The sequence below is a fragment of the Sphingomonas qilianensis genome (assembly GCF_039614825.1).
Taxonomy (GTDB): Bacteria; Pseudomonadota; Alphaproteobacteria; order Sphingomonadales; family Sphingomonadaceae; genus Sphingomonas; species Sphingomonas qilianensis.
Genome location: NZ_JBDIMF010000003.1, coordinates 139,448 through 163,605, shown reverse-complemented (window position 1 = coordinate 163,605; position 24,158 = coordinate 139,448). Strand labels below are relative to the sequence as shown.

The following is a 24,158-nucleotide window of genomic DNA, read 5'->3' as shown; positions in this document are numbered from 1 at the left end:
GCGGTCATGGCGTGGAAGGCAAAGGCAGGGTCACCGACGCTTTTTGCCGCCCCGGCCGTCGCGGCTGAACTATAGCCGCTCCACCGCGCGGCGCAGTTTGCGCAAGACGACGACATCCTGCACCACCGCGCCCGCCGCCTCGCCGGCGATCGCCATCAGTCGCACCGCGCCAAAGCTCGCCGCCAGCCCCTTCAGGCGCAATGCCGCGATCTGCCACGCGTCGATGCTATGGGCGGCCTCCAGCCCATCGAGGCCACGCCGCACGCTGTCGAGAAAGGCATCGCGCAGCTCCGCGATCAGCACGGGTTCGTCCCCCACGGCCGCGGCCAGCGTTGCGTCGATTGCTCCGGGATCATAGGCCATGAGCGAACGGTTAACGCCAATCTCTTAAGGCAAAGTTTCGTAATTCGCTTTCTTGGGCGCCGTTTCGTGATAGACAAAGGGATGAACGGGGGTTCGCGCATCATCAATATTCGATCGAGCGGGGGCCGCGCCGTCCCCGATAGCGATCTGCTGCTGGAAGAGAGTATTCTCATCGACACGCCCGATTTCCCCGCCGAGATGTATGACACCGATGCGGAGGCGCCGGATCGTCGCGGCTGGATCTTCCCACTGCTCGGCCTGCTCGTGTCGCTTGGCTGGATCGCCGGCATGCTGGCCTTGTGCTGGCCGCAGCTCGGCGCGATCACCCCGGTTGAACTGGCCGGCTTTATCGCCGCCCTCTGCGTGCCGCCGGCATTGATCGGCGTGTTGCTGCTGCTCGGGCTGCGCACCAGCACGGCCGAAGCGCGCCGCTTCGGGCGCACTGCCCAGGCCATGCGGGCCGAGGCGGCGGCGCTTGAGCGCACCGTTGGCATGCTGTCGCACGCGATCGACGCCAACCGTGTGCGGTTGGCCGAGCAAGCGACCGAATTGCTTGCCCTGGGTGACCATACTGCCGCCAGCATGGCCAGCACGACGGCCGGCCTCAACGGGCAGATCGCCGATACCGCGGCGCATGCGCAGACGCTGGCCGATGCGGCGGCGGCGACCCACGCCAAGCTCGACGTGCTGATGTCGCTGCTGCCGCGCGCGCACCGCGAGACGGTCGATATCGGCCAGGCGCTCGATCGCGCCGGCACCGGGGCCGCCACGCATGCCGGCGCGCTCGATGCGCAATTGCAGGCGCTGGCCGAACGCGGGCGCGATGCCGAGGCGCTGGCGCAGGGCGCCGCGCAACAGCTGGTCACGCAAACCGCGCAGTTGGAAGCCAGCGGCAAGATGACGAGCGCACGCATTGAACAGGTCACTGGTCAGATGACCGAGGCAGTCGATGCATTGCTCGATCGCACCGCCGAAGCGCTAGACGAGACGCGCAAGCGCATCGCCGGGCATACCGATGCGACCTTCGCGCTGTTCAACGCCAATCAGGCCGCGATCGATCGCGCCGTCGGCGAAAACGCCGATGCTTTGTCGGCACGGGTCGCCGCGGTCGATGTCGTGATCGACCGCATCGCCGCGCGCCTGCGCGATCAGCGCAGCGCGGGTGAAGCATTTATCGGCACGCTGGATGGCGATATCACGCACGTTTCCCGGCGGCTCGATTCGCTCCACGCGCAGGGCGTCGAGCGCAGCCAGCATCTCGCGGCCTCGATCAGCGCGCTCGGCGGCTCGGCCGAGGCGATGACCGAAGCGCTGCAGATCGGCGACGTCATGGCCACCAATGCGATCGCCACGACCGAGCAATTGCTCGTCGCGCTCGACGCTGCGGCGCGCGAGATCGACGAAACCTTGCCGGATGCGCTGGCGCGGCTGGATGCGCGGATCGGCGAAAGCCGGCGGATCGTAGGCGCGGTCACCCCCGAATTGCTGTCCCTGGTCGGCACGGCGGAAAGCACGCATGACGCGGTCGCGGCGATTGCCGGCGTGCTCTCGGCGCAGCGCGACACGATCGAGCGCCTGTCCGCCAGCCTGCTGGAAACGCTCACCGAGGGCCGCGCCAAGGCCAGCGAACTGGGCGATATGGTCGACGAGACGATCGGGCGCAGCAATCGTTTTGCCGATGAAGCGGCGCCGCGGCTGATCGAGACGCTGATCCGGGTCCGTGACACTGCCAGTGTCGCCGCCGATCGCGCGCGCGAGACGCTCGTGGCCGTCATCCCCGAAGCCGCCGCCGCGCTCGAACAGGCCAGCGCCGCAGCGATCGAGCGCGCGTCGGGCACTGCCTTGCGCGATCAGCTGAGCGCGATCGGCCAGGCCGCCGCCAACGCCGCCGATGCCGCGACGCGCGCCTCGGAGCGTCTGACCCAGCAGCTGGCGACGATCGTGGAGAGCACGGCGCAGGTCGACCAGCGCATCGACGCGGCGCGCAGCGAACGCGACGCCGCCGATACGGATACGCTGGCACGGCGCGTATCGTTGCTGATCGAGGCGCTCAATTCGGCGTCGATCGATATCGCCAAGGCGTTTTCGACCGATGTCACCGACAGCGCCTGGGCGGCCTATCTCAAGGGCGATCGCGGCGTCTTTACGCGGCGCGCGGTGCGGCTGATCGATGCCAGCGATGCGCGCGAGATCGTCCGCCTGTATGACGACGACGACGCCTTCCGCGATCAGGTCAACCGCTACATCCACGATTTCGAGGCGATGCTGCGCGCGATCCTCGCGCAGCGCGATGGCTCACCGCTGGGGGTGACGTTGCTGTCCTCCGATATGGGCAAGCTGTACGTCGCACTGGCGCAGGCTATCGCGCGGCTGCGCACGTGATGCGCACGCCGGCGGCGGGGCGTCAGCCGCCGTTGGCCTGAAACAGCGCCAGCGTGCGCTCCTTGGCCAGATCGGCGCTCGCTTCGTGATAATCCTTGCGCCGGTCCGAATTGAAGCCATGCCCGGCCTCATAGACATATACGCTCGCATGCGGGTGGTTCGTCGCGATCACCTTCTCGACGCCCTCCATCGGGATGCCGGTATCGTGCCGCCCGAAATGCAGGATCACCGGCACTTTGGGGACCTCCGCCGCCGCGGCCGGGATCAGGCTGCCATAATAACCACTCGCCGCCGCCACCCCCGTCAGCCGGCTCGCCGCGAACCACGCGATCGAGCCGCCATAGCAATAGCCGACGACGAACACCGGGCCTTGGGGCCTCAGCGCATCGACACAGCGCTGCACATCCGCCAGGCTCAGCGCGAACGGGTGCAGCTGCCGCGCCAGTTCGACGCCGCGCGCGAGACCGTCCGCATCATAGCCCGCTTCGAACCCCGGATGCTCGCGATCGAACAGGGCCGGCGCCAGCACCTCATAGCCATCGCGCGCATACTCCTCGGCGAGATCGCGGATATGATCGGTAACGCCGAAAATCTCCTGCACCAGCACCAGCCCGCCGCGCCGCTGGCCCTCGGGCTGCGCATGATAGACCGCGATCACTGCGCCGTCGGACATCGTCATTGGCTCGAAGGCACCCATCGTCTTCACTCCCGAAAGTAAGGTGCCCCGGGCTAGCCCGCGTCGGCGCGACCGGCAAGCTGACGCAACACGCCTTCGAGCAGAACGCGCTCGCGCGGCGACAGTCCATCGAACAGCGCCGTTTCTGCCGCGCCGGCGATCCGTTCGAGCTGCGGCACGAGCAGCGCGCCCGTCCCCGTCAGGCCAATAATCTGCACCCGCGCATCGCCCCCGCCGCGCCCGCGCACCAGCAGCCGCTTGGCCACCAGCCGATCGACCAGCTTGGAGATCGCCCCCGGCGTCATGCCCAGCCGCTCCGCCAGCCGCACCTGCGGCACCGCCCCGGCGGCGCGAAGCTCGCGCAGCAAGGTCCATTCGGCGGCGGTGACGCCGTGCGGGAGCAGCGCGCGCGCCAGCGCCTGGTGCGCGGTGCCGGCAGCGGTGCGGAGCAGATCGGCGAGCTTGGTATCGGCCGGGGGCATCACATCGCCCCCCTCGTCACCCCGGACTTGGTCCGGGGTCCACCAAGCCGCCTGCGCTGGGCTTGCACCACTATTCCCCCGCCTGCCGCGCGGTGGACCCCGGACCAGATCCGGGGTGACGGTAAGGGGGGTGGCCCGCGCAGATCACGCCCCACAACTGCATCCAAATATGTTTCCTAGTCAACCAACCACCCGCCAAGCCTTGCATCCCCCCCGCCCCGATGCTAACCGCCCGGCAACCCATCGGAGGTGCCGCCTGCGGCGCCCCCTTCCCCATGGGGCCATCTGTCCGACTATCCGAGGAATTAGATCGCGTGGAGCATTCCGGCGGTATTCAAGCAAGCTTAAGCGGCCGCTATGCCACCGCATTGTTCGAGCTCGCGCGTGACGCGCGCGCGATCGACATGGTCGAGGCGAGCCTGGCGCGCGTCCGCGCCGCGATCGATCAGTCGCCCGAATTTGCCGAGCTGATCGCCAGCCCGATCATCGCGCGCAGCGCCGCCGCCAAGGCCATTGCGGCCTCGGCCGAGCTGATCGATATCGACGAGACGACCGAGAAGTTCCTCGGCGTCCTCGCGCAGAACCGCCGCCTGGCGCAGCTTCCCGCCATCATCCGCGCCTATCGCAGCCTGGCGGCCGATCACTGCGGCGAAACCACCGCCGAAGTCGTCTCCGCCCACCCGCTGTCCGAAACCCAGGTCGATGCGCTGAAAGATCAGCTGCGCGCCCGGGTCGGCCGTGATGTTGCCGTCGATCTTTCGGTAGATCCTTCCCTGCTTGGCGGGCTGGTCGTCAAGATCGGTTCGCAGATGATCGATAGCTCGATCAAAACCCGTCTCAATACCCTCGCGCATGCGATGAAAGGCTAACCCATGGACATCCGCGCCGCAGAAATTTCCAAGGTCATCAAGGACCAGATCGCCAGCTTCGGCACCGAAGCGCAGGTTTCCGAAACCGGCCAGGTGCTGTCGGTCGGCGACGGCATCGCGCGCATCCACGGGCTGGACAATGTCCAGGCCGGCGAGATGGTCGAATTCGCCAATGGCGTGCAGGGCATGGCGCTCAATCTCGAGGCGGACAATGTCGGCGTCGTGATCTTCGGCTCGGATTCGGAGATCAAGGAAGGTGACGTCGTCAAGCGCACCGGCACGATCGTCGACGTCCCCGTCGGCAAGGGCCTGCTCGGCCGCGTCGTCGATGGCCTCGGCAACCCGATCGACGGCAAGGGCCCGATCGTCTCCGAGCAGCGCAGCCGTGTCGAGCGCAAGGCGCCGGGCATCATCCCGCGCACCTCGGTCAGCGAGCCCGTGCAGACCGGGCTCAAGGCGATCGACGCGCTCGTCCCCGTCGGCCGCGGCCAGCGCGAGCTGATCATCGGCGATCGCCAGACCGGCAAGTCGGCCGTCGCGATCGACGCGTTCATCAACCAGAAGGCGGCGCATGCCGGCACTGACGAGAAGCAGAAACTGTACTGCATCTATGTCGCGATCGGCCAGAAGCGCTCGACCGTCGCGCAGATCGTGAAAACGCTCGAAGAGAATGGCGCGATGGAATATTCCATTGTCGTTGCCGCGACCGCTTCCGAGCCCGCGCCGATGCAGTTCCTCGCGCCCTATACCGGCGCGGCGATGGGCGAATATTTCCGCGATAACGGCATGCACGCGCTGATCGTGTATGACGATCTTTCCAAGCAGGCCGTCGCCTATCGTCAGATGTCGCTGCTGCTGCGCCGCCCACCGGGCCGCGAAGCTTATCCCGGCGACGTCTTCTATCTGCACAGCCGTCTGCTCGAGCGTGCGGCCAAGATGAACGACGACAATGGCGGCGGCTCGCTCACCGCGCTGCCGATCATCGAAACGCAGGCCGGCGACGTTTCGGCCTATATCCCGACCAACGTGATCTCGATCACCGACGGCCAGATCTTCCTCGAAACCGATCTGTTCTTCGCCGGCGTCCGCCCCGCGATCAACGTCGGCCTGTCGGTCAGCCGCGTCGGCTCGGCCGCACAGACCAAGGCGATGAAGAAGGTGTCGGGCTCGATCAAGCTCGAGCTGGCCCAGTATCGCGAAATGGCCGCGTTCGCGCAGTTCGGCTCGGATCTTGATGCCAGCACGCAGAAGCTGCTAAACCGCGGCGCACGTTTGACCGAACTGCTCAAGCAGGCGCAGTTCTCGCCCATGCCGTTCGAGGAGCAGACCGCCTCGATCTTCGCGGGCACCGCCGGCTATCTCGATACCGTGCCAGTCGATGCGGTCGTGCGCTACGAGCAGGCGATGCTCGCCGATCTGCGCGCGAATCACCCGCAGGTGCTGGCCAAGATCCGCGACACGCGCGATCTCGGCGACGAAGCGAAGTCGGGGCTGAAGTCGGCGCTCGACGCCTTCGCCAAGACGTTTGCGTAACTGACCGTCACCCCAGCGCACGCTGGGGTCTCAGGCCGCAAGGGTGCGGTCTGTGGCACGAGATCCCAGCGTTCGCTGGGATGACGAGGTAGGAATAGAATGGCGTCACTAAAGGCCCTTAAGGTCCGCATCGGCTCGGTGAAGTCGACGCAGAAGATCACCAAGGCGATGAAGATGGTCGCCGCCGCGAAGCTGCGCCGCGCGCAGGAAGCGGCGGTCGCCGGTCGTCCCTATGCCGAGCGTCTCGAAGCCGTGATGGCCAGCCTGGCGTCGAAGGTCGGCGTCAGCGAAGGCTCGCCCAAACTGCTCGCCGGCACGGGCAGCGATCAGGTCCACCTGATCATCGTCGCCACCTCCGAGCGTGGCTTGGCCGGCGCGTTCAATTCGAACATCGTCCGCGCCGCGCGCCGCAAGGCGGTCGAGCTCGAACAGCAGGGCAAGACGGTGAAATTCTATCTCGCCGGCAAGAAGGGGCGCGTGCTGCGCCGCTTCTTCCCGACGCAGATCGCGCACGATCACGAGATGAGCCAGATCAAGAAGCTCGCCTTCAGCGACGCGCGCGAGATCGCCGATGACGTCGCCGCGCGCTTTGCCGCCGGCGAGTTCGATATCGCGCACCTGTTCTACGCGCGCTTCCAGTCGGCGCTGGTGCAGGAGCCGGTCGGCCGCCAGATCATCCCCGTCGCGCTGCCGGCCGCATCGGTCACGGCGACGACCTCCGATGCCGCAGTGATCTACGAGCCCGATGAGGAATCGATCCTCGCCGATCTGCTGCCGCGCAACATCGCGATCCAGATCTTCCGCGCATTGCTCGAAAACGCCGCCTCGGAACAGGGCAGCCGCATGACCGCGATGGATAACGCCACGCGCAACGCCGGCGACATGATCAACAAGCTGACGATCCAGTATAACCGCACCCGCCAGGCCGCGATCACGACCGAGCTGGTGGAAATCATCTCCGGCGCCGAAGCGCTCAAGTAGTTCGAAGCAAGGAAGCAAATATGGCAACCGCCGCAGATACATACGCTCCCGCCGCGACCACCAACAATGTTGGCCGCATCAGCCAGGTCATCGGCGCCGTCGTCGACGTGACGTTCAATCAGGGCGAACTGCCCTCGATCCTGTCCGCGCTGGAAACCGACAATAACGGCAACCGCCTGGTGCTCGAAGTTGCGCAGCATCTGGGTGAAAACACCGTGCGCACGATCGCCATGGACACGACCGAGGGCCTGACCCGCGGCCAGACCGTGACCGACACCGGCTCGCAGATCCGCGTCCCCGTCGGCCCGCAGACTTTGGGGCGCATCCTCAACGTGATCGGCGAGCCGATCGACGAGCGCGGTCCCGTCGGCCACACGCAGACCATGCCGATCCACGCCAGCGCGCCCCTGTTCGTCGATCAGTCAACCGAGAGCGCCATTCTCGTCACCGGCATCAAGGTCATCGATCTGCTCGCGCCCTATGCCAAGGGCGGCAAGATCGGCCTGTTCGGCGGCGCGGGCGTCGGCAAGACCGTGCTGATCCAGGAACTGATCAACAACATCGCCAAGGGCCATGGCGGCACCTCGGTGTTCGCCGGCGTCGGCGAGCGCACCCGCGAGGGTAACGATCTGTACCACGAGTTCCTCGACGCAGGCGTCATCGCCAAGGATGCCGATGGCAGCCCGACGCCCGAGGGCTCGAAGGTCGCGCTCGTATTCGGCCAGATGAATGAGCCGCCAGGCGCACGCGCCCGGGTCGCACTGTCGGGCCTGACGATCGCCGAATATTTCCGCGATGTCGAAGGCCAGGACGTTTTGTTCTTCGTCGACAACATCTTCCGCTTTACCCAGGCGGGTTCGGAAGTGTCGGCGCTGCTGGGGCGTATCCCATCGGCAGTGGGCTATCAGCCCACCCTGTCGACCGACATGGGCGCGCTGCAGGAGCGCATCACCTCGACCAACAAGGGCTCGATCACCTCGGTGCAGGCGATCTACGTGCCGGCCGACGATCTCACCGATCCGGCCCCGGCAACCTCGTTCGCCCATTTGGACGCGACGACCAACCTCAACCGCGCGATTTCGGAACTGGGTATCTATCCAGCAGTCGATCCGCTCGACTCCACCTCGCGCGTGCTGACCCCGGCGATCGTCGGCCAGGAGCATTACGACACGGCGCGCCGTGTCCAGGAGACGCTGCAGAAGTACAAGTCGCTGCAGGACATCATCGCCATTCTCGGCATGGACGAGCTGAGCGAAGAAGATAAGCAGGTCGTCAGCCGTGCGCGCAAAATCCAGCGTTTCCTTAGCCAGCCGTTCCACGTCGCCGAGGTCTTCACCGGCATCAGCGGCAAGTTCGTCCAGGTCGAAGACACGGTCCGCTCGTTCAAGGCAGTTGTCGACGGCGAATATGATCACCTGCCCGAGAGCGCTTTCTACATGGTCGGCGGGATCGACGAAGTGATCGCCAAGGCCGAAAAGATGGCGCAGGACGCGTAACGAAAGTCCCCCTCCCGCTCGCGGGAGGGGTTAGGGGAGGGTCTGTCGAGCGACGCGCCATCCCCACAGGCCCTCCCCCAGCCCCTCCCGCACGCGGGAGGGGAGCGAGACAAGAAATGCTCCACTTCGAACTCGTCACCCCCGAAAAGCTCGTCCGCAGCGAGGACGTCTATATGGTCGTCGTCCCCGGCAGCGAGGGTGATTTCGGCGTGCTGCAGGGCCATGCCCCGCTGATGTCGACGATCCGCGATGGCGCGCTGGCGATCTACCGCACCGAAAAGGGCGAGCCCGAGACGCTGTCGATCGTCGGCGGCTTTGCCGAGGTCAGCGAAAGCGGCCTGACCGTACTGGCCGAGAGCGTCGCCTGAACGCCCTACCCACGGCCCACGGCCCACGCCCGCGGCGCATGATTAGCTAATTATAAAACCTTCGCCGGTAATCGCTTCCTTAAGCATAAGGGATCGATTGGCATGAGTGCATTTGGACGTCGCCCCGGAGCGACAACGGGCAAGCGTCCCGCCTTTGGCGTCGCGCGGCCGATGCAGGGCGGCGGCCTCCGCCCCGCGGACAGCATCGGTGGCGAGCAATTCCCCCCGCTGCCCCTGCCCGGCGATTTCCCCGCGCCTGAGGCAGGCGCGGACCCCGCCACCGGCCCTGGCCCCAATCACGAAGCGTTGCAGCGTCTCGCTGATCGCCACGCCACATCGGGCGATGCCGCCAACAGCCGCGTCGAAGGCTTCGAAACCTCGATCCACAAGATCAAGGAACAGGTGCTCCCGCGGCTGCTCGAACGCGTCGATCCGGAGGCCGCCGCCACGCTCAACAAGGAGGAGTTGGCCGAGGAATTCCGCCCGATCATCGGCGAGGTGCTGGCCGAGCTCAAACTGACGCTCAACCGCCGCGAACAGTTCGCGCTGGAAAAGGTGCTGGTCGATGAGCTGCTCGGTCTCGGGCCGCTCGAGGAACTGCTCAACGATCCGACCATCACCGACATCATGGTCAACGGCCCCGATCAGACCTATGTCGAGCGCAAGGGCCAGCTCGTTCTCGCCAACATCCAGTTCCGCGACGAGGAGCATCTGTTCCAGATCGCGCAGCGCATCTGCAATTCGGTCGGCCGCCGCGTCGATCAGACCACGCCGCTGGCCGATGCCCGCCTCAAGGATGGCAGCCGCGTCAACGTCATCGTGCCGCCGCTCAGCTTGCGCGGCACCGCCATCTCGATTCGTAAATTCTCCGACAAGCCGATCACGCTCGACATGATGGCCGGATTCGGCTCGATGAGCCCCAAGATGGCGACCGCGCTCAAGATCGCCGGCGCCAGCCGCTTCAACATCGTCATTTCGGGCGGCACCGGCTCGGGCAAGACGACGATGCTCAATGCCCTGTCGAAGATGATCGATCCGGGCGAGCGCGTGCTGACGATCGAGGACGCCGCCGAACTGAGGCTCCAGCAGCCGCACTGGCTCCCGCTCGAAACGCGCCCCGCCAATCTCGAGGGCCAGGGCGAGATCAGCATTCGCGATCTCGTCAAGAACGCGCTGCGTATGCGCCCCGATCGTATCATCCTGGGCGAAATCCGCGGCTCCGAGTGTTTCGACATGCTCGCGGCGATGAACACCGGCCACGATGGATCGATGTGTACGCTCCACGCCAACTCCCCGCGCGAGGCGCTGGCGCGTATGGAGAACATGGTGATGATGTCGGACATCAAGGTGCCCAAGGAAGCGATTTCGCGCCAGATCGCCGATTCGGTCGAGCTGATCATCCAGGTGAAGCGCCTGCGCGACGGCTCGCGCCGCGTCACCAACGTCACCGAAGTGATCGGCATGGAAGGCCCGGTGATCGTCACGCAGGAATTGTTCAAGTTCGAATATCTCGATGAAAGCGCCGACGGCAAGATCATCGGCGAATATCGCGCCATGGGCCTGCGCCCCTACACGCTGGAAAAGGCGCGGCAATACGGCTTCGATCACGCGTTTCTCGAGGCCTGCCTGTAACGCGCGCCCGTGCCCCTCGCTGTCCGTCACCCCGGCTTGAGTGGGGCACCGGCAAGCCTGCTTGCGGATCAGCTCTTGGGTACCAGGCACCGCCGCTTAGAAATCATAACGAATTCTGCCGATTATCCGATCGCTGGCATGCGCTCGATCGGCATACGGACCCGCAAAGTCACCGCGACTGATGTCTGTGCCGAGATAATCTACCGCCAGGGTAAGCGCTCCCCGCCGGTGCTCCGCGCCGAGGCGCCAGTTGGCATAATTGCCGTCAGGGCGGAGACGCTGTGCTCGAACCGGATCGGACGTGCTGCCCGACGAATGGCCCAGCCCGGCGATCAGTGTGAACGGTGTGCCGGGAATGCCCGCATTTGCATTGACGTACAGATGCAGGTTGCTGCCGCCTATCGCGTCCTGGGAAGGCGCAAATTCGACACCTCCGGTCAGTTGTGCCGGGCCGTAGCTGTATGACGCCGATGCGCCCAGCTCCGCATAATCCATCGCCTCGCGGGCGCCTGTGAACAGGTGACCGGTCAACCCGGTGCGCATCTGAAGGGGACCCAGATTCCAGCTGCTCGCGAGGGCCACGTCGATCACGGCATCGGCCCCGGCGTGCCGCTCGGAACCACGCGTCGTCGCAGCACGCGCGGAAGCCTCGACGGGACCAAGCACGCCCCACACATCGGTGGAAAGCGCCGCGCGCCCCCCACTCCAGCTCAATCCGCGCCTGACTTCATCATTGCTGAATTCCACCCCGGCCGATGGGGACCGCTGCGCGGCGGCAGGATGGGCCGATAGCGCCAGCGCGGCCGCTGCGATAAAAACGCCAGATCTCGTTTGCGTCATCCGGCGTTGACCGCTCCATGCGCGCGGTCGAGTTCTGCGCGAAGCACCTCATGATCTTCCTGCGCCACCGCGACCATGTGACGATCGAGATCGCGCGTTTGGCGGGCCACGTGACGGGCAATGGCGGCATGGTGCGTGCTGCACCAGCCCGTCCGAGTGCCGCTGGCAACGCGCTCACGAACGAAGTTTCGAGTCAGCATCGTCCCCGATGCCGCCTTGGCTTCGCGAGCAACGACCATGTCGGCTTGCCACCGGCAGCCAAGGGTCGAGGGTCGCCCGCCCGGGGCGACAGAGCCAACCTGCTTGTGGCTGATGTGCACGGCACCGCGATAGCGCACATCGACCGCGCCGCTTTGGTGATCAACCCGCGTCGCGTGATCGACTGTCACCGCGGACACGATCGCCGAAAGACCAAGAGCCAGCCCTGCTACCACTGTGTATGCCATCATTTTCTCCTTGCGGCGCCCCGGCCCATGCTGGCCGGTGACGAGAACTCTTAACCGTATCATTGGCCTAACAACCGAACCGCGCCTTTGGTGCCGTCCCCGAGCAAGCGCGGCGGACGATTGCGGCCCGCTGAGCTGCTTAGCAAAGCGGTGCTACCCGTTGGAAATCAAGTCTATATGGCGAATGAGCCGCTGCCAATCCGGCGCTCGTCCGTCAGGACGGGCGCATGGCCGATCAGCATCCGCCCGTTTCCCGTCGAGTAGGCAATTGCGGGACTCTTAAATCGGGAACAGTTGTTAGGAAAGCGATGCCCGCCGGGGGGCGAGGGTTACGGCGCGGTGCCCGATCGGAACGGGCAGGCGGGCAGCACGGTATTCATCGTTCCCGTCGATCGTCCGCAGGCGACGCAGACGCTCGTCCTTCCCCACAATAATCAACGTGAGGGCTATCGGACGCGGGGCGGACCAGGCTACTTCGCCGTTAAACCACCATTGCATGGGTAAGCGATCCACCAGGCAGCGCCGGCTGCTTGCCCGTAGCTGCGGATCGTGGTGTATCGCTGAAAATGCCCAAGGCACGGTCGCGCTTGCGCTGTCGTATCGACGCCTTGCGCAAGAGTGGGCGTCGCCGCCAGCATCACGGTTGATACAAATAAGAGAAACGCATAGCCACACTCCCCCGGTATGATTGGAAGGCTAGCGTTCTGCTACAGGAGCGCAAGCGCGGCGCGAGGGTAAGCATTCTACAATAGGGCGCGAGCTTCCGTTCGGCTACCGACGACTTCGCAGTCGTTGCGCGAAAACATATCAAAGATAGCAAGCCATCATTCAGTAACCGCTATCGATACACAACATCTTATTGCGCTGCAGCAGCGCTATCCAAATCTTACAAATAGGCCTCAAAGTTTTTCGTTCTGCTGGAATGTACGCAAGTCTATATAGACTGTGTATTTTCCAAGATCATTGTCGCCGTCTAACCCACTTGCTGTAATAGCGTGGGTGTATTCGATTTCTCCGCCCACCGCACCATCAACTGGCAAAATAAACCGCTCGTGAGGCCGTTGCGCTAGCTCAGCAAAGCTGAGCCGCAAATAGGCCGGATTGAACGGATCGTCCGGAAGACCAATCATATTTTCAATAGCATTTACAACCCCGAGCGAAATTGTCTGGATGAATCTGGGGCTAAGGAACATAGATTCAGCAGCCCCCCCGCCCACTGCTGCCAAACCCGCCTGCGCCGCCTTGGCAATGGTGGCAGCGATTTCTTTCTTGGCTTCGCTAGTGTCGCCTGAGTCTTGCTGGATAAGCATCACAGCAATGAGGACGTCGGCAACGGGGCCGCTGTAAATGAGTCCGCTTGCACCCGAAACGCGAAGCCCCACTGGCCCCATTTTAAACACACCATCCCCGTCGTCGGGTATTTTGACGGTCGTTGAGTTTGAGTTTGCTGAATTTGCTATAAGACAACTGACGGTGCCATATATTTCATCGACAGCTTCCTGTCGAATATTACACTGAATTCCCACGACAGAAATTTCACAGAAGGTTTGCGCGATTGCGAAAATATCCGTACCGTCCGCTTTCACTGAAATAAAGCCTGAGCGAAAGCTTGTCTCGAAGCTGTCGGCAGATTGTCGAATAGGCATGCTGGGAACAAGCGGAAGGCCAAGGCGAGATTTGAACCCGCCGATTTGATTGTACTTTGTTTCGATTAAGCGGCGGAGTTTTTCGAAATCGGGCTCTTCCGCGACGGGAGGCGCCTTGACTTCGAGGCCAATGTCCAACGTGTCCCATGCAAAATTGACGTCGCCGATGCTACCGTCAGTTTGCAGCCCGCCAATTGCCACTATCCGAACAGCGTTTGTAGCGTCACGTAGTGGGCTGTCAGCGGCAATTCGCAGCATCGCTTGAGCTGTCGTCGCGACACCTTGGACGGCTTTGATCGTCAGCGGCAACATCTCGACGCCCTGTTGAGGATGCATGGTCAAACTCAGTGTCACATCGCGGCCTTGGATTACCCTCGCAGTAATTTCAAACGAAGCTTCCTGGCCTCGCTCGAGCGAGATGATGGCTGTGGAAGATGTGATATCCACGATGTTAGTCGGAACGAAAGCGATCGCGACGTCCGCTTTACCCCAGCTCTCGCCTTCGACAGTTAGAACGCCACTACCGGCAATGAAGTCAGCAGGCGGCATCTCCGACCCCATGACAATATCGACATGGGTGCCGCTTAAAACTCGTAATGGGGTATCTCCGCTGACGCGTGATATCTCGTGTCGCTCCTCGACGATGAAGGGAGCGTGTGGGGGCGATCCCGGAGGTCCATCGCCTGGGTCCTCAATAAGGGTCTCGATTGTGGTCCAATTTATTAGTGTGCGGACGGACGCTGCGTGTGTTGCGTCAGGTGGCAGTGTAAGTCTTGCCACCAGGAGCAGATCGCTCGGTGCGTTCGACACAACGACCGTACAAGAGCCTGGAGCTTGAAACCGTTCGACACGTGCTGGCACAGCAAAAAGCTTGAGCATTGCGTAAACTCCGCTCGGTGCTACCGTATTCATCTCGGCGCAGTACAAATATGATTGCTTGATCACATAAATTAAATATATCCATTGATAGGTTATACTCAGATTTAGATTATTAACACTTGATATGAGATGAGCTGTGTAAATTTTTGGATAGTGATGGGGAAGGTGCTCATAACGATTTATTACAGAATGATTGCGACGTGTTTTGCGCTGAAACAAAACATTTTTTATCCTCTCTATTGGCTTGCGTCATTTTTGAAATCGGCCAATTTTGTGCTGGCAAAGGGCAACTTTTGTACATCGGCGCCCGAAAGCCGCCGGTCAGCACCCCACCAGTTTTCGCCGTTCACGACGTCTTACGACGATCACGATGCCCGTAAGCCGACTGGCAGCTTACGGGCAGAAAAGCAGCCAAGCAGAAATGGCCCACTAGTGGACGTCGCCTTGCTGGTGGTTGCGCCAGCCTCCATACGGAAGCCGTATACTCAACACATGGCTAACCCCGTTTCCGGTTATAGCACCGGCAACAGTCCATCAAAATCAGCCCGCCACCTCGCTCCCCTTGCAATGTTGGATGTCGTCTGAAATCCTTCTCGCGATCTTTGAAATTGTCGGTCCGCCGGCCCGACCGAGTGCGCGATCCCGCTAGCGCATTGGCGGTCTCATCACGTCGCCAGGCTGTCATTCGCTTCGGCGACGCATGCTCAGCGCGCTGGATGGCGCGATAGCGCGTCACTGTCGCCAGCCCGTAGCGCGGATGGCGCTTCGCCGTCGCGCAACGGACGCGTCGCGAGCGCGTCCCTGACGCTTCGGCAGCGCGCGGCGGGCGCTTTACGGGCGCGCCCGCAACAAAACCCCGCCACCGTGTCAACATTGTCAACATTCGCCGCTGATCCGCGGTCAGCGTCGCCCCCCACCCGCCACGGCGCGCTAGGGGAAAGCGCCGCCACGCGTTAGGCACGCTGATGCGCCTCCTTACCGCCCTCCTCCTGCTCCTCCCCACCGCCGCGGCGCCCGCCGCCCAGCGCGCCGCGCCACCCACCGACACGCTCGCGCCCGATAGCGAAGCGCGCTGGATCCCCTTCGATCTCACCCCCGGCAACCAGATCCGCTTCACTGTCACGCTCGATGGCCAGCCGATCGCCGCGATCCTCGATACCGGCGTCAGCTACACTGCGCTGTCGCGCGCCTATGTCACCACGCACAAGCTTAAGGTGCGCAGCGGGGGCAGCGCCAGCGCGATCGGCGGCCTGGTGCCGATCGGCTGGATCGACCCCGGCACGATCCGCTTCGGCGGGCTGACGCGCCGCGGCGGCAGCATCAGCGTCGCCAGCCTGCCCGCCACCGCCACCGGCAGCACGCCGGTCGACATGCTCGTCGGGCGCGATCTCACCGCGGCCTATGCGCTCGATATCGATTATGCCGCGCGCCGCTTCCGCCTGTTGCCCAGCGGCCGGCTGCCCTTCACCGGCGTCACCGCGCCGCTCGCCGTGTCGCCCACGCGGCTGGTCTATTCCGGCGAGGTGACGCTGAACGGCCGCCGCCTGCGCCCGATGATCGTCGATACCGGCGATGGCAATGCGGTGACCGTGTCGCACGAGGCCTGGGCCACCACCAGGCTCGTCCCCGCAGCGCTCACCTCGACCATCTCGTTCGGGCTGGGCGGCGCGATCGTGTCCGATCTGGCGATTGTGGATACGCTGCAAACGGGCGCGCTCACGGCGGCCAACGTCGAGGTGCAGATCGAGGGCAAAGGCGGCTTCTCGCACCGGCTCGGCATGGCCGGGCGGATCGGATCGGGCTTTCTGCAGCAGTATCGCGTGCTGCTCGATCCCAGCGCCGGCCGCATGGTTCTCCAGACCGGCGAGCAGGCCGGGCAGATGCCGCTGCGCTCGACCAGCGGGTTGCTCGTTACGGCGGAACGCAATCGGCTGCGCGTGCTGCACGTGATGCGCGGCAGCCCTGCGGCGGAGCGCGGCTGGAAAGCCGGCGAGACGATCTGCCGGGTCGACGACGTGGCCGTGCCGACGGCGTATGCCGGCAGCGCATATGCCGGCTGGTCGATCGGCGCGCCGGGCCGGAGCGTCGCGCTAGACCTGTGCGATGGCGCGCGCCGCACGCTGACGCTGCGCACCTTCTATTGATACCGGCGGCGATGCGCGGCACACTCGCCGCCCCCGCCCTTTCGAAAGCCCGAAGCCCATGCGCCCGATCGCTCTCGCCGCCCTGCTGATCCTGCCCGCCGGCCTCGTGCTGGCCGCGGCCCCCGCCCCCTCTCCCGCGCTCACCGCCGCGGTCAAGGCGCCGACCCGCACCCCCGCCAACGTGGCGCGCGATCGCTATCGCCATCCCGCCGAGACGCTGGCCTTTTTCGGCGTGAAGCCGACGGACACGGTGGTCGAGATCTGGCCCAGCGGCGGCTGGTATACCGAGATTCTGGCGCCCTACACGCTGGCTCGCGGCACGCTCTATGCCGCCGCGCCGAGCGACAAGGGGCTGGCCGGCGTGCGCAAGCTGCAGGCGGCGCACCCCGCGGTTTACGCCAAGCTCAAGACCGCGATCTTCCCCGCCGTCGCCGGCCAGCCGGGCGTGCCGGCGGGCAGCGCGGATGTCGTGCTCACCTTCCGCAACGTGCACAACTGGCGCTTCGGCGCGGTCGATCAGACGCAGGCCGCGTTCGATCAGATGTTCGCCATGCTGAAGCCCGGCGGCACGCTCGGCGTCGAGGAGCATCGCCTGCCCGAGGACATGGATGCCGCGCGCGAGGGCAAGAGCGGCTATATGCGCCGCTCCTCGGTGATCGCGTTTGCCACCAAGGCCGGGTTCACCTTCGCCGGCGAAAGCCAGGTCAACGCCAACCCCAAGGATACGCATGACTATCCCGGCGGCGTGTGGACGCTACCGCCCAATTATGCCGAGAAAAACAAGGATCGCGCGAAATATGCCGCGATCGGCGAAAGCGACCGGATGACGCTGAAGTTCGTCAAACCGCGCTGAGCGCTCAGTCGTGCAGCGCGATCATCACCAGGATCGCGCTGCCGATCAGCGCCAGCATCTGCAGCGTCGGCCAGTCGATCAGCCCGACCCGGTCGAGATCGGTGCGCCGTTTGCGCCGCCAGTCGCCGACGCCAGCGCCGATCGCCACCAGCAGCGCCACCGCCGCGGCAACCCAATACGGCGCCGCGTCGTCCACCAGCCATGCTGCGGGATTACTGATCCAGCTTCTCGATCTTCTCGGTCAACTTGCCCAATTCCGCCTTCAGCGCGGCGATTTCGTCATCCTTGCTGACATGGCTCTCAGCCGGGGCCGGCGCGGCCGGCATGCCGGGCATGCTGCCCGGCTTGAAGGCCTTGGCCGCCGCCTCGAACATTTCCAGGTTGCGCTTGGCCAGTTCGGCAAACGGCGAATTGGCGAACGCACCTTCCACCGCGGTCTTGAACTGCTCGTGATTGCGATGAAAACTGTCCATCGACGCCTCGAGATAGCCCGGCACCATCGCCTGCATCGAATCGCCGTACATTGCGATCAACTGGCGCAGGAAATTTACCGGCAGCATGGAGGTGCCGCGCGATTCCTCTTCCATGATGATCTGCGTGAGCACGCTATGGGTGATGTCGTCATCGGTCTTGGCATCGACAACTTTGAAGTCGCGGCCCTCGCGCGTCATCGTCGCGAGGTGGTCGAGCGTGATATAAGATGAAGTCTCGGTATTATACAGCCGCCGATTGGCGTACTTCTTGATGATCACCGGGCCGTTACCCGTGTTTTGCTTTTTCATCCTGAAAGGCTCCCCGACCTTGTTTGATCGGCCTGTACCATCCTTTCATGCCGCGCCGCAACACGGCCCCCGCCCGCTGCCGTTGTTCCTAGACCTCCTCCGCGAGCAGACCGCCGAGGCGCCCGAACGCCGGGCCGCCGCGCTGGCCGGATTGCGGGCATACCAGGATGCTCCGCGCGGGCGGCCGCGCAAGCCCGCGCCGGCGCGCTACCGCAGGGGCCGCGCCCGGCTCCGCGATTATGGTGTGAACGGCGATGGCCGCCGCCCGGTGATCCTGGTGCCGTCGCTGATCAACCCGCCCTTCATCCTCGATCTAACCCCCGACATCTCGTTGCTCCGCTGGCTCGCCGCGCAGGACTTGCATCCCTATCTGCTCGATTGGGGCAGCCCAGGCCCGGCCGAGCGCGACATGGATATCACCGCCCATGTCGAGCAGCTGCTACTACCGCTGATCGACAAGCTGCCCGAGCCCCCCGTGCTGGTCGGCTATTGCCTGGGCGGCACGATCGCGCTCGCGGCAGCTTGCACCGCGCCGGTCGCGGGTTTGGCGCTGGTCGCCGCGCCCTGGAACTTTGCCGGCCTCGGCCCGACCGCCCGCGCCGACATCGCCGCATTATGGGCGGCCGCGCAGCCGACCTGTGATCTGTTGGGCCTGGTGCCGATGGAAGTGTTGCAAGCCGGCTTCTGGCGGCTAGATCCAGCGCGCACGATCGCCAAATATGAGGGGTTCGCCACGATGGGCCCAGCCAGCCCCGCCGCTGCCCTATTCATCGCCATGGAGGATTGGGCCAATGCCGGCGCGCCGCTACCCTATGCCGCGGGCCAGCAATTGTTCGAACGGTTCATCGCCGAAGACCAGACGGGTGGGGGCGAATGGACCGTCAGCGGCGTTCGCGCCGATCCTGCCGCCCTGCCCTGCCCGGCGATCGACTTCGTCTCGCTCAACGATCGCATCGTCCCCGCCGCCACCGCCGCCGATCTGCCCGACCGCCACGATCTCGGCGCGGGCCATGTCGGGATGATCGTGGGGCGCGGTGGACGCGCGCAGTTATGGGAGCCGCTGGCGCACTGGATAAGCCGCCTGCCACGGTTTAACTAACACCCAACACAATTGCAGGAGTTCCCCGATGGACATCGTCATCACCGCCGCCAAGCGCACGCCCGTCGGCAGCTTCCTTGGCGCATTCGCAACCACCCCGGCGCACGAGCTTGGCCGCATCGCGATCGAGGCCGCGCTGGCGCAGGCCGGCGTTTCGGGCGAGGATGTGTCCGAAGTGATCATGGGCCAGGTGCTGACCGCCGCGCAGGGTCAGAACCCGGCGCGTCAGGCCTCGATGGCGGCGGGTGTGCCCAAGGAAATTCCTGCCTGGGGCGTCAACCAGGTGTGCGGCTCGGGCCTGCGCGCGGTCGCGCTGGCGGCACAGGCGATCCAGTCCGGCGATGCGACAATCGTCGTTGCCGGTGGCCAGGAGTCGATGTCGCTCTCGGCGCACGCGCAGAACCTGCGGGGCGGCACCAAGATGGGCAATGTCGGGCTGATTGACACGATGATCAGCGATGGCCTGACCGACGTGTTCAACCAGTATCACATGGGCATCACCGCCGAGAATCTGGCCGAGCAATATCAGATCACGCGCGGTGATCAGGATGCCTTCTCGGTCCGCTCGCAGAACCTGGCTTCGGCCGCCCGTGCGAGCGGTCGTTTCAAGGACGAGATCGCCGCAGTGACGATCAAGGGTCGCAAGGGCGACACCGTAGTCTCTGACGACGAATATATCCGCGACGGCGCCACGCTTGACAGCGTCTCCGGACTAAAGCCCGCCTTCAAGAAGGACGGCAGCGTCACCGCGGCCAATTCCAGCGGACTCAACGACGGCGCCGCCGCGCTCGTCATCATGAGCCGGGCGGAAGCCGGGAAGCGCGGTGCGCCGATCCTCGCCACGATCAAGAGCTGGGCCTCGGCCGGCGTCGATCCTTCGGTCATGGGCATCGGCCCCGTCCCCGCCACCCGCCGCGCGCTGGAGAAGGCCGGTTGGACGATCGCCGATCTCGATCTGATCGAAGCCAACGAAGCCTTCGCCGCGCAAGCATTGTCGGTCGGCAAGGAGCTCGGCTGGGATGCCGAGAAGGTCAACGTCAACGGCGGCGCGATCGCCATCGGCCATCCCATTGGTGCTAGCGGCGCGCGTGTGTTGACCACGCTGATTTACGAGATGCAGAAGCGCGACGCCAAGAAGGGGCTGGCCACATTGTGCATCGGCGGCGGGATGGGCATCGCGATGTGCGTGGAACGCGGATGAGCTGATTTGAATTTGGGATTTAAGTGACGTGGCGAGCGCCGGACACTGTTATCCTGCAGGTTTCTATCGTTTGTGTTGCTGGAAATGTCTGATTGTTACCTTTTTGTCACAGGTCGGTAAAACGTTCATCTGGGCTTAATGTACGTCTTGCTCAGACTTCATGATGACCCTCTAATGTCACAATCGGTTCACAGCGAACCACATGACAGGGGTGCTTGATGAAATTGTTCCGCTTATACGCCGCGGTGGCGCTCGCGCCGCTCGCCATTGCGTCCGCCCTCCCCGCTTGGGCACAGGTGTCGACTCCGACCGTTCCGACCGACGGCGAAGGCGACGAAACCACACAGGACATCGACGAAACCACGCAGGACATCACGGTTACCGGTTCGCGCATTCGCGCGCCTAATCTTGAGTCCGCGGTTCCGGTAACAGTGGTCAGCGGCGAGCAGTTCTTCCAGACTGGCCGCGTGTCGATCGGTGATGTGCTCAACGATTTGCCGCAGCTGCGCAACACGTTCAGCCAGCAGAACTCGACACGCTTCCTCGGCACGCGCGGCCTGAACCTGCTCGATCTGCGCGGCTTGGGCACACAGCGTACGCTCGTATTGGTCAACGGTCGCCGCCATGTCGCTGCGGACATTCTGTCCAACGGCGTGTCGCCGGACACAAACACCTTCCCAACCGATCTGATTGAGCGCGTCGAGATCGTAACCGGCGGCAACTCCGCCGTATATGGCTCGGACGCCGTCGCCGGCGTGGTCAACTTCATCCTCAAAGACAGCTATGACGGCCTGCAGATCCGCGGCCAGTCGGGCATCAGCCAATATGGTGATGCTGCCAACCAATATGTCTCGGCGCTGGGCGGCAAGAATTTCGCCGATGGCCGGGGCAATATCGCGCTCAATCTGGAATATGCCCATCAGAGCCGGTATTTCGGCTCGGGCCGGCCGAGTCTCCGCCAGGCCGATGGTTTCCTGGTCGTCGACACCGATCCGGCTGGCGCGGTCAACGGAGCGGATGGCGTCTTCGATCGCCAGTTCTTCCGGGATTTCCGGTCGACGACAATCTCTCCCGGCGGCCAGGTCGGCATCCGTTACGCTAACAATGCATCCGCCCCCTGTGGTCGTGACGGCGTCGGCAGCGCCTTTACCTGCGCTTATCTGTTCCAGCCGGATGGCTCGCTCGCTCAGCAGACCGGTCAGCGCGTCGGCCTCGGCCCGAATGGCAACTTCATCGGTGGTAACGGCCAGACCGGGCGCGAAGGGCAGTTGTTGACCTTGTCGCCACAGCTCGACCGCTATTCGGCCAACGCGATCGGCCATTTTGAAGTTTCGCCCGCGTTCGTGCCATTCTTCGAAGCGAAGTATGTCCGTACCGAAGCGTTCGGGTCGGTCAGCGGCCCACTGTTCTCGCAGGGGCAGACGCTGTCGGACAATTTCACCGTCGATGGTTTTCGTGATGCATCTTATTTCAATACTGGCGGCGCGGCAGGCAACGTCAACCGCGAGGGCATCCGTCTCGACAACCCGTATCTGACGACCCAGGCGCGCGGCGTCCTGCAGCAACAACTGCTGGCTGCCGTGAACAGCAGCGCGCTTGGCTTGAACCCCAACACCGGCGCAGCCTTTACGGATACGGCCGCTAGCCAGGCCGAGCGGGCGCGGATTATCGCGCAGATCAACGACGGCTCGTTCCGGTTCAGCAATCGCCGCAACTATGTTGATCTCGGCATCCGCGACGAGCGCATCCGTCGCGAGACGTACCGCGGCGTTGTCGGTGTCCGTGGCACGTTTAACGATGACTGGAATTACGAGGCCTCGGCGAATTACGGCGTCTACAAGGAACGCAATGTCATCCAGGGCAATATCAACACCCAGCGTTTCCTGCTGGCGAACGATACGGCCCGCAACGCGGCTGGCCAGATCGTTTGCCGCTCGCAGATCGATCCGCGCTATGCCGGCGAGGACGCTGGCGGCAATCCGGCGCAGTTGGCCGCCGATATCGCCGCCTGCGTTCCGCTCAATCCGTTTGGCGCGGGCTCGGTCACGAGCGCGGCACGCGATTATCTGACGGTCCAGTCGGAAGCCACGGGCAAGATCACGCAGTTTGTCGGCGCCGCATTCATGTCGGGCGATCTCAGCCAGTTGTTCGAGCTGCCCGGTGGCCCGGTCGCTTTCTCGGTCGGTGGTGAATATCGCCGCGAGACTAACCGCTACGATCTGGATGACCTCACTCAGGCTGGCTATGCCTTCTACAACGCCATTCCGTCCTTCACGGCACCGGCGTTTGCAGTGAAGGAAGCCTATGGCGAGTTGCGCGTACCGTTGGTCAAGGACATGTTCCTGTTGCAGGAACTAACCTTGTCCGCTTCGGGCCGTGTTTCCGATTACAAGGGCGCGACGGGGACCGTCTACGCCTATGGTTTCACCGGTGAATGGCGGCCAGTTGACCAGTTGCGGTTCCGTGCCGCCTATAACCGCTCGGTTCGCGCGCCGAACCTTTCCGAATTGTATTCGGAGCAGGGCCAGAATTTCACGCCAGCACCCAACGATCCCTGCTCGGAGCGCAACATCGGTACCGGATCGGCCACGCGCGCAGCAAATTGTGCTGCAGCAGGGCGCCCTGCTGGTTACGATTACGTCTATACCGCATCGCTCGAGACACTCAGCGGAGGCAATCCGAATCTGAGGCAGGAAACTTCGGACTCCTACACATATGGTGCTGTGTGGCAGCCGTCGTTTGTTCCGGGCCTGTCGATCTCCGTCGATTACTACAATATCCGGGTTAAGGACGTGATCACGGCGACGGGAACGCCTCAGCAAATCCTCAACCTGTGCTACGACTCGCCCACTTTGGACAACGCGTTCTGCTCGCTGTTCCAGCGAGCAGGCGCCAGCGGCGGCCCACGTGGCGAACAGGCGTTCCGCGTGCTTGAAGGATCGCTGCTGCAGTCCTCGGCAAACTTCGCGGCCCTGCAGGTCCGCGGCATCGACACGAACATCGCTTATCGCCACCGGTTCGATTTCGGCTTGGTGAACTTGGGCGCGGTTTGGACGCACACGCTGCAGAACGACGAGTTCACCAACCCTGCCGATCCCAACTTCGCCAACGTGCTTACCAACGAGCTTGGCGATCCGCAGGATCAAGTAAACGTCAACGCCAGCGTCAAGATCGGTGCCGTCACCTTCGGCGGCCAGGCGCGCTGGATCGGTAAGATGTATCTCAACACGTTCGAGGATTATAATCCGCTCAACGGTCTGCCGGCGCAGAACACTGATTATGCAGTGATCAAGAAATACGGCATTGCCTTCTACCAGGATCTTCGCGCCGACATCGACGTGAACGACAAGTTCAACTTCTATCTTGGCGTCGACAACGTCACCAACAAGCAGCCCCCGTTCGGCCTCACCGGCGTTACTGAAGGCGGCGGCATCTACGACGTTCGCGGTCGCTATGCTTATGCAGGTTTCGTTGCAAAGTTCTAAG

Annotated in this window: 21 protein-coding genes; 14 read left to right on the top strand and 7 right to left on the bottom strand. The window is 64.0% G+C overall.

Annotated elements, in window-relative coordinates; all coding sequences use genetic code 11:
- Window positions 1–69 precede the first annotated feature (69 nt).
- The gene (locus ABC969_RS09535; protein ID WP_345864457.1) at window positions 70–363 is read right to left on the bottom strand and encodes a GNAT family protein; all 294 of its coding nucleotides are present in this window, start codon (window positions 361–363) and stop codon (window positions 70–72) included.
- A gap of 81 nt (window positions 364–444) precedes the next feature.
- On the opposite strand from ABC969_RS09535, the gene ABC969_RS09530 reads away from it, so the two are divergent.
- Window positions 445–2,745: a coiled-coil domain-containing protein gene (locus ABC969_RS09530; protein ID WP_345864456.1), complete on the top strand. Its 2,301-nt coding sequence runs from the start codon at window positions 445–447 to the stop codon at window positions 2,743–2,745.
- A gap of 22 nt (window positions 2,746–2,767) precedes the next feature.
- Here ABC969_RS09530 and ABC969_RS09525 read toward each other — a convergent pair whose 3' ends face one another.
- Together ABC969_RS09525 and ABC969_RS09520 are read right to left on the bottom strand one after the other, a co-directional pair.
- Complete coding sequence (locus tag ABC969_RS09525; RefSeq protein ID WP_345864455.1) at window positions 2,768–3,418, bottom strand: dienelactone hydrolase family protein; 651 nt, start codon at window positions 3,416–3,418, stop codon at window positions 2,768–2,770.
- A gap of 56 nt (window positions 3,419–3,474) precedes the next feature.
- Complete coding sequence (locus tag ABC969_RS09520) at window positions 3,475–3,903, bottom strand: MarR family winged helix-turn-helix transcriptional regulator (protein WP_345864454.1); 429 nt, start codon at window positions 3,901–3,903, stop codon at window positions 3,475–3,477.
- Window positions 3,904–4,217: 314 nt separating this feature from the next.
- Between ABC969_RS09520 and ABC969_RS09515 the strand changes: the two genes are divergently transcribed.
- The 6 genes from ABC969_RS09515 (at window position 4,218) to ABC969_RS09490 (ending at window position 10,782) form a co-directional block, all read left to right on the top strand.
- On the top strand, window positions 4,218–4,772 hold the full coding sequence (locus ABC969_RS09515; protein WP_345864453.1) for a F0F1 ATP synthase subunit delta: 555 nt from the start codon (window positions 4,218–4,220) through the stop codon (window positions 4,770–4,772).
- A 3-nt stretch (window positions 4,773–4,775) separates the two neighbouring features.
- Entirely contained in the window at window positions 4,776–6,305 is a 1,530-nt protein-coding gene (atpA, locus tag ABC969_RS09510; protein ID WP_345864452.1) for a F0F1 ATP synthase subunit alpha, read from the top strand.
- A gap of 99 nt (window positions 6,306–6,404) precedes the next feature.
- Entirely contained in the window at window positions 6,405–7,286 is an 882-nt protein-coding gene (locus ABC969_RS09505; protein ID WP_345864451.1) for a F0F1 ATP synthase subunit gamma, read from the top strand.
- A gap of 20 nt (window positions 7,287–7,306) precedes the next feature.
- On the top strand, window positions 7,307–8,782 hold the full coding sequence (atpD, locus tag ABC969_RS09500) for a F0F1 ATP synthase subunit beta (RefSeq protein ID WP_345864450.1): 1,476 nt from the start codon (window positions 7,307–7,309) through the stop codon (window positions 8,780–8,782).
- Window positions 8,783–8,898: 116 nt separating this feature from the next.
- The gene (locus tag ABC969_RS09495) at window positions 8,899–9,150 is read left to right on the top strand and encodes an ATP synthase F1 subunit epsilon (protein ID WP_345864449.1); all 252 of its coding nucleotides are present in this window, start codon (window positions 8,899–8,901) and stop codon (window positions 9,148–9,150) included.
- A 102-nt stretch (window positions 9,151–9,252) separates the two neighbouring features.
- Window positions 9,253–10,782 (top strand): TadA family conjugal transfer-associated ATPase, encoded by a 1,530-nt coding sequence (locus ABC969_RS09490; protein ID WP_345864448.1) that lies wholly within the window; start codon window positions 9,253–9,255, stop codon window positions 10,780–10,782.
- A gap of 96 nt (window positions 10,783–10,878) precedes the next feature.
- On the opposite strand, the gene ABC969_RS09485 is transcribed toward ABC969_RS09490, so the two are convergent.
- Window positions 10,879–11,622, bottom strand: coding sequence for a TorF family putative porin (locus tag ABC969_RS09485; protein ID WP_345864447.1), 744 nt, complete (start codon window positions 11,620–11,622; stop codon window positions 10,879–10,881).
- Between the two features lie 17 nt (window positions 11,623–11,639).
- Between ABC969_RS09485 and ABC969_RS09480 the strand changes: the two genes are divergently transcribed.
- Window positions 11,640–12,122, top strand: a complete 483-nt coding sequence (locus ABC969_RS09480; protein ID WP_345864446.1) for a hypothetical protein — start codon at window positions 11,640–11,642, stop codon at window positions 12,120–12,122.
- An 845-nt stretch (window positions 12,123–12,967) separates the two neighbouring features.
- Here ABC969_RS09480 and ABC969_RS09475 read toward each other — a convergent pair.
- A complete protein-coding gene (locus ABC969_RS09475; RefSeq protein WP_345864445.1) occupies window positions 12,968–14,593 on the bottom strand; it encodes a hypothetical protein in 1,626 nt (541 codons plus the stop codon).
- A gap of 156 nt (window positions 14,594–14,749) precedes the next feature.
- Here ABC969_RS09475 and ABC969_RS09470 point away from each other — a divergent pair, with 156 nt between their 5' ends.
- The 3 genes from ABC969_RS09470 (at window position 14,750) to ABC969_RS09460 (ending at window position 17,590) form a co-directional block, all read left to right on the top strand.
- Complete coding sequence (locus ABC969_RS09470; protein ID WP_345864444.1) at window positions 14,750–15,178, top strand: hypothetical protein; 429 nt, start codon at window positions 14,750–14,752, stop codon at window positions 15,176–15,178.
- A gap of 380 nt (window positions 15,179–15,558) precedes the next feature.
- Window positions 15,559–16,737 (top strand): aspartyl protease family protein, encoded by a 1,179-nt coding sequence (locus ABC969_RS09465; protein ID WP_345864443.1) that lies wholly within the window; start codon window positions 15,559–15,561, stop codon window positions 16,735–16,737.
- 58 nt (window positions 16,738–16,795) lie between these two features.
- Entirely contained in the window at window positions 16,796–17,590 is a 795-nt protein-coding gene (locus tag ABC969_RS09460; protein WP_345864442.1) for a class I SAM-dependent methyltransferase, read from the top strand.
- Window positions 17,591–17,594: 4 nt separating this feature from the next.
- On the opposite strand, the gene ABC969_RS09455 is transcribed toward ABC969_RS09460, so the two are convergent.
- Window positions 17,595–17,786: a hypothetical protein gene (locus tag ABC969_RS09455; protein WP_345864441.1), complete on the bottom strand. Its 192-nt coding sequence runs from the start codon at window positions 17,784–17,786 to the stop codon at window positions 17,595–17,597.
- Window positions 17,787–17,802: 16 nt separating this feature from the next.
- Window positions 17,803–18,372 carry a polyhydroxyalkanoate synthesis repressor PhaR gene (gene phaR / locus ABC969_RS09450; protein WP_345864440.1) on the bottom strand — a complete coding sequence of 190 codons (570 nt, stop codon included), beginning with the start codon at window positions 18,370–18,372 and terminating at the stop codon, window positions 17,803–17,805.
- An 82-nt stretch (window positions 18,373–18,454) separates the two neighbouring features.
- Here phaR and ABC969_RS09445 point away from each other — a divergent pair, with 82 nt between their 5' ends.
- The 3 genes from ABC969_RS09445 to ABC969_RS09435 all read left to right on the top strand — a co-directional run bounded on the left by ABC969_RS09445 (window position 18,455) and on the right by ABC969_RS09435 (window position 24,157).
- A complete protein-coding gene (locus ABC969_RS09445; RefSeq protein WP_345864439.1) occupies window positions 18,455–19,471 on the top strand; it encodes an alpha/beta fold hydrolase in 1,017 nt (338 codons plus the stop codon).
- A 28-nt stretch (window positions 19,472–19,499) separates the two neighbouring features.
- The gene (locus tag ABC969_RS09440; RefSeq protein WP_345864438.1) at window positions 19,500–20,672 is read left to right on the top strand and encodes an acetyl-CoA C-acetyltransferase; all 1,173 of its coding nucleotides are present in this window, start codon (window positions 19,500–19,502) and stop codon (window positions 20,670–20,672) included.
- 218 nt (window positions 20,673–20,890) lie between these two features.
- Entirely contained in the window at window positions 20,891–24,157 is a 3,267-nt protein-coding gene (locus ABC969_RS09435) for a TonB-dependent receptor domain-containing protein (RefSeq protein WP_345864437.1), read from the top strand.
- Window position 24,158: the final 1 nt, after the last annotated feature.

Bases quoted from the DNA above. Each gene is read 5' to 3' on its own strand.
- ABC969_RS09535 (WP_345864457.1), bottom strand. From the start codon at position 363: ATGGCCTATGATCCCGGAGCAATCGACGCAACGCTGGCCGCGGCCGTG.
- ABC969_RS09465 (WP_345864443.1), top strand. From the start codon at position 15,559: ATGCGCCTCCTTACCGCCCTCCTCCTGCTCCTCCCCACCGCCGCGGCG.
- ABC969_RS09490 (WP_345864448.1), top strand. From the start codon at position 9,253: ATGAGTGCATTTGGACGTCGCCCCGGAGCGACAACGGGCAAGCGTCCC.
- ABC969_RS09505 (WP_345864451.1), top strand. From the start codon at position 6,405: ATGGCGTCACTAAAGGCCCTTAAGGTCCGCATCGGCTCGGTGAAGTCG.
- ABC969_RS09435 (WP_345864437.1), top strand. From the start codon at position 20,891: ATGAAATTGTTCCGCTTATACGCCGCGGTGGCGCTCGCGCCGCTCGCC.
- ABC969_RS09495 (WP_345864449.1), top strand. From the start codon at position 8,899: ATGCTCCACTTCGAACTCGTCACCCCCGAAAAGCTCGTCCGCAGCGAG.
- ABC969_RS09460 (WP_345864442.1), top strand. From the start codon at position 16,796: ATGCGCCCGATCGCTCTCGCCGCCCTGCTGATCCTGCCCGCCGGCCTC.
- ABC969_RS09475 (WP_345864445.1), bottom strand. From the start codon at position 14,593: ATGCTCAAGCTTTTTGCTGTGCCAGCACGTGTCGAACGGTTTCAAGCT.
- atpD (WP_345864450.1), top strand. From the start codon at position 7,307: ATGGCAACCGCCGCAGATACATACGCTCCCGCCGCGACCACCAACAAT.
- ABC969_RS09440 (WP_345864438.1), top strand. From the start codon at position 19,500: ATGGACATCGTCATCACCGCCGCCAAGCGCACGCCCGTCGGCAGCTTC.
- ABC969_RS09520 (WP_345864454.1), bottom strand. From the start codon at position 3,903: ATGCCCCCGGCCGATACCAAGCTCGCCGATCTGCTCCGCACCGCTGCC.
- phaR (WP_345864440.1), bottom strand. From the start codon at position 18,372: ATGAAAAAGCAAAACACGGGTAACGGCCCGGTGATCATCAAGAAGTAC.
- ABC969_RS09525 (WP_345864455.1), bottom strand. From the start codon at position 3,418: ATGTCCGACGGCGCAGTGATCGCGGTCTATCATGCGCAGCCCGAGGGC.
- ABC969_RS09480 (WP_345864446.1), top strand. From the start codon at position 11,640: ATGCGCGCGGTCGAGTTCTGCGCGAAGCACCTCATGATCTTCCTGCGC.
- ABC969_RS09470 (WP_345864444.1), top strand. From the start codon at position 14,750: ATGGGGAAGGTGCTCATAACGATTTATTACAGAATGATTGCGACGTGT.
- ABC969_RS09530 (WP_345864456.1), top strand. From the start codon at position 445: ATGAACGGGGGTTCGCGCATCATCAATATTCGATCGAGCGGGGGCCGC.
- ABC969_RS09485 (WP_345864447.1), bottom strand. From the start codon at position 11,622: ATGACGCAAACGAGATCTGGCGTTTTTATCGCAGCGGCCGCGCTGGCG.
- atpA (WP_345864452.1), top strand. From the start codon at position 4,776: ATGGACATCCGCGCCGCAGAAATTTCCAAGGTCATCAAGGACCAGATC.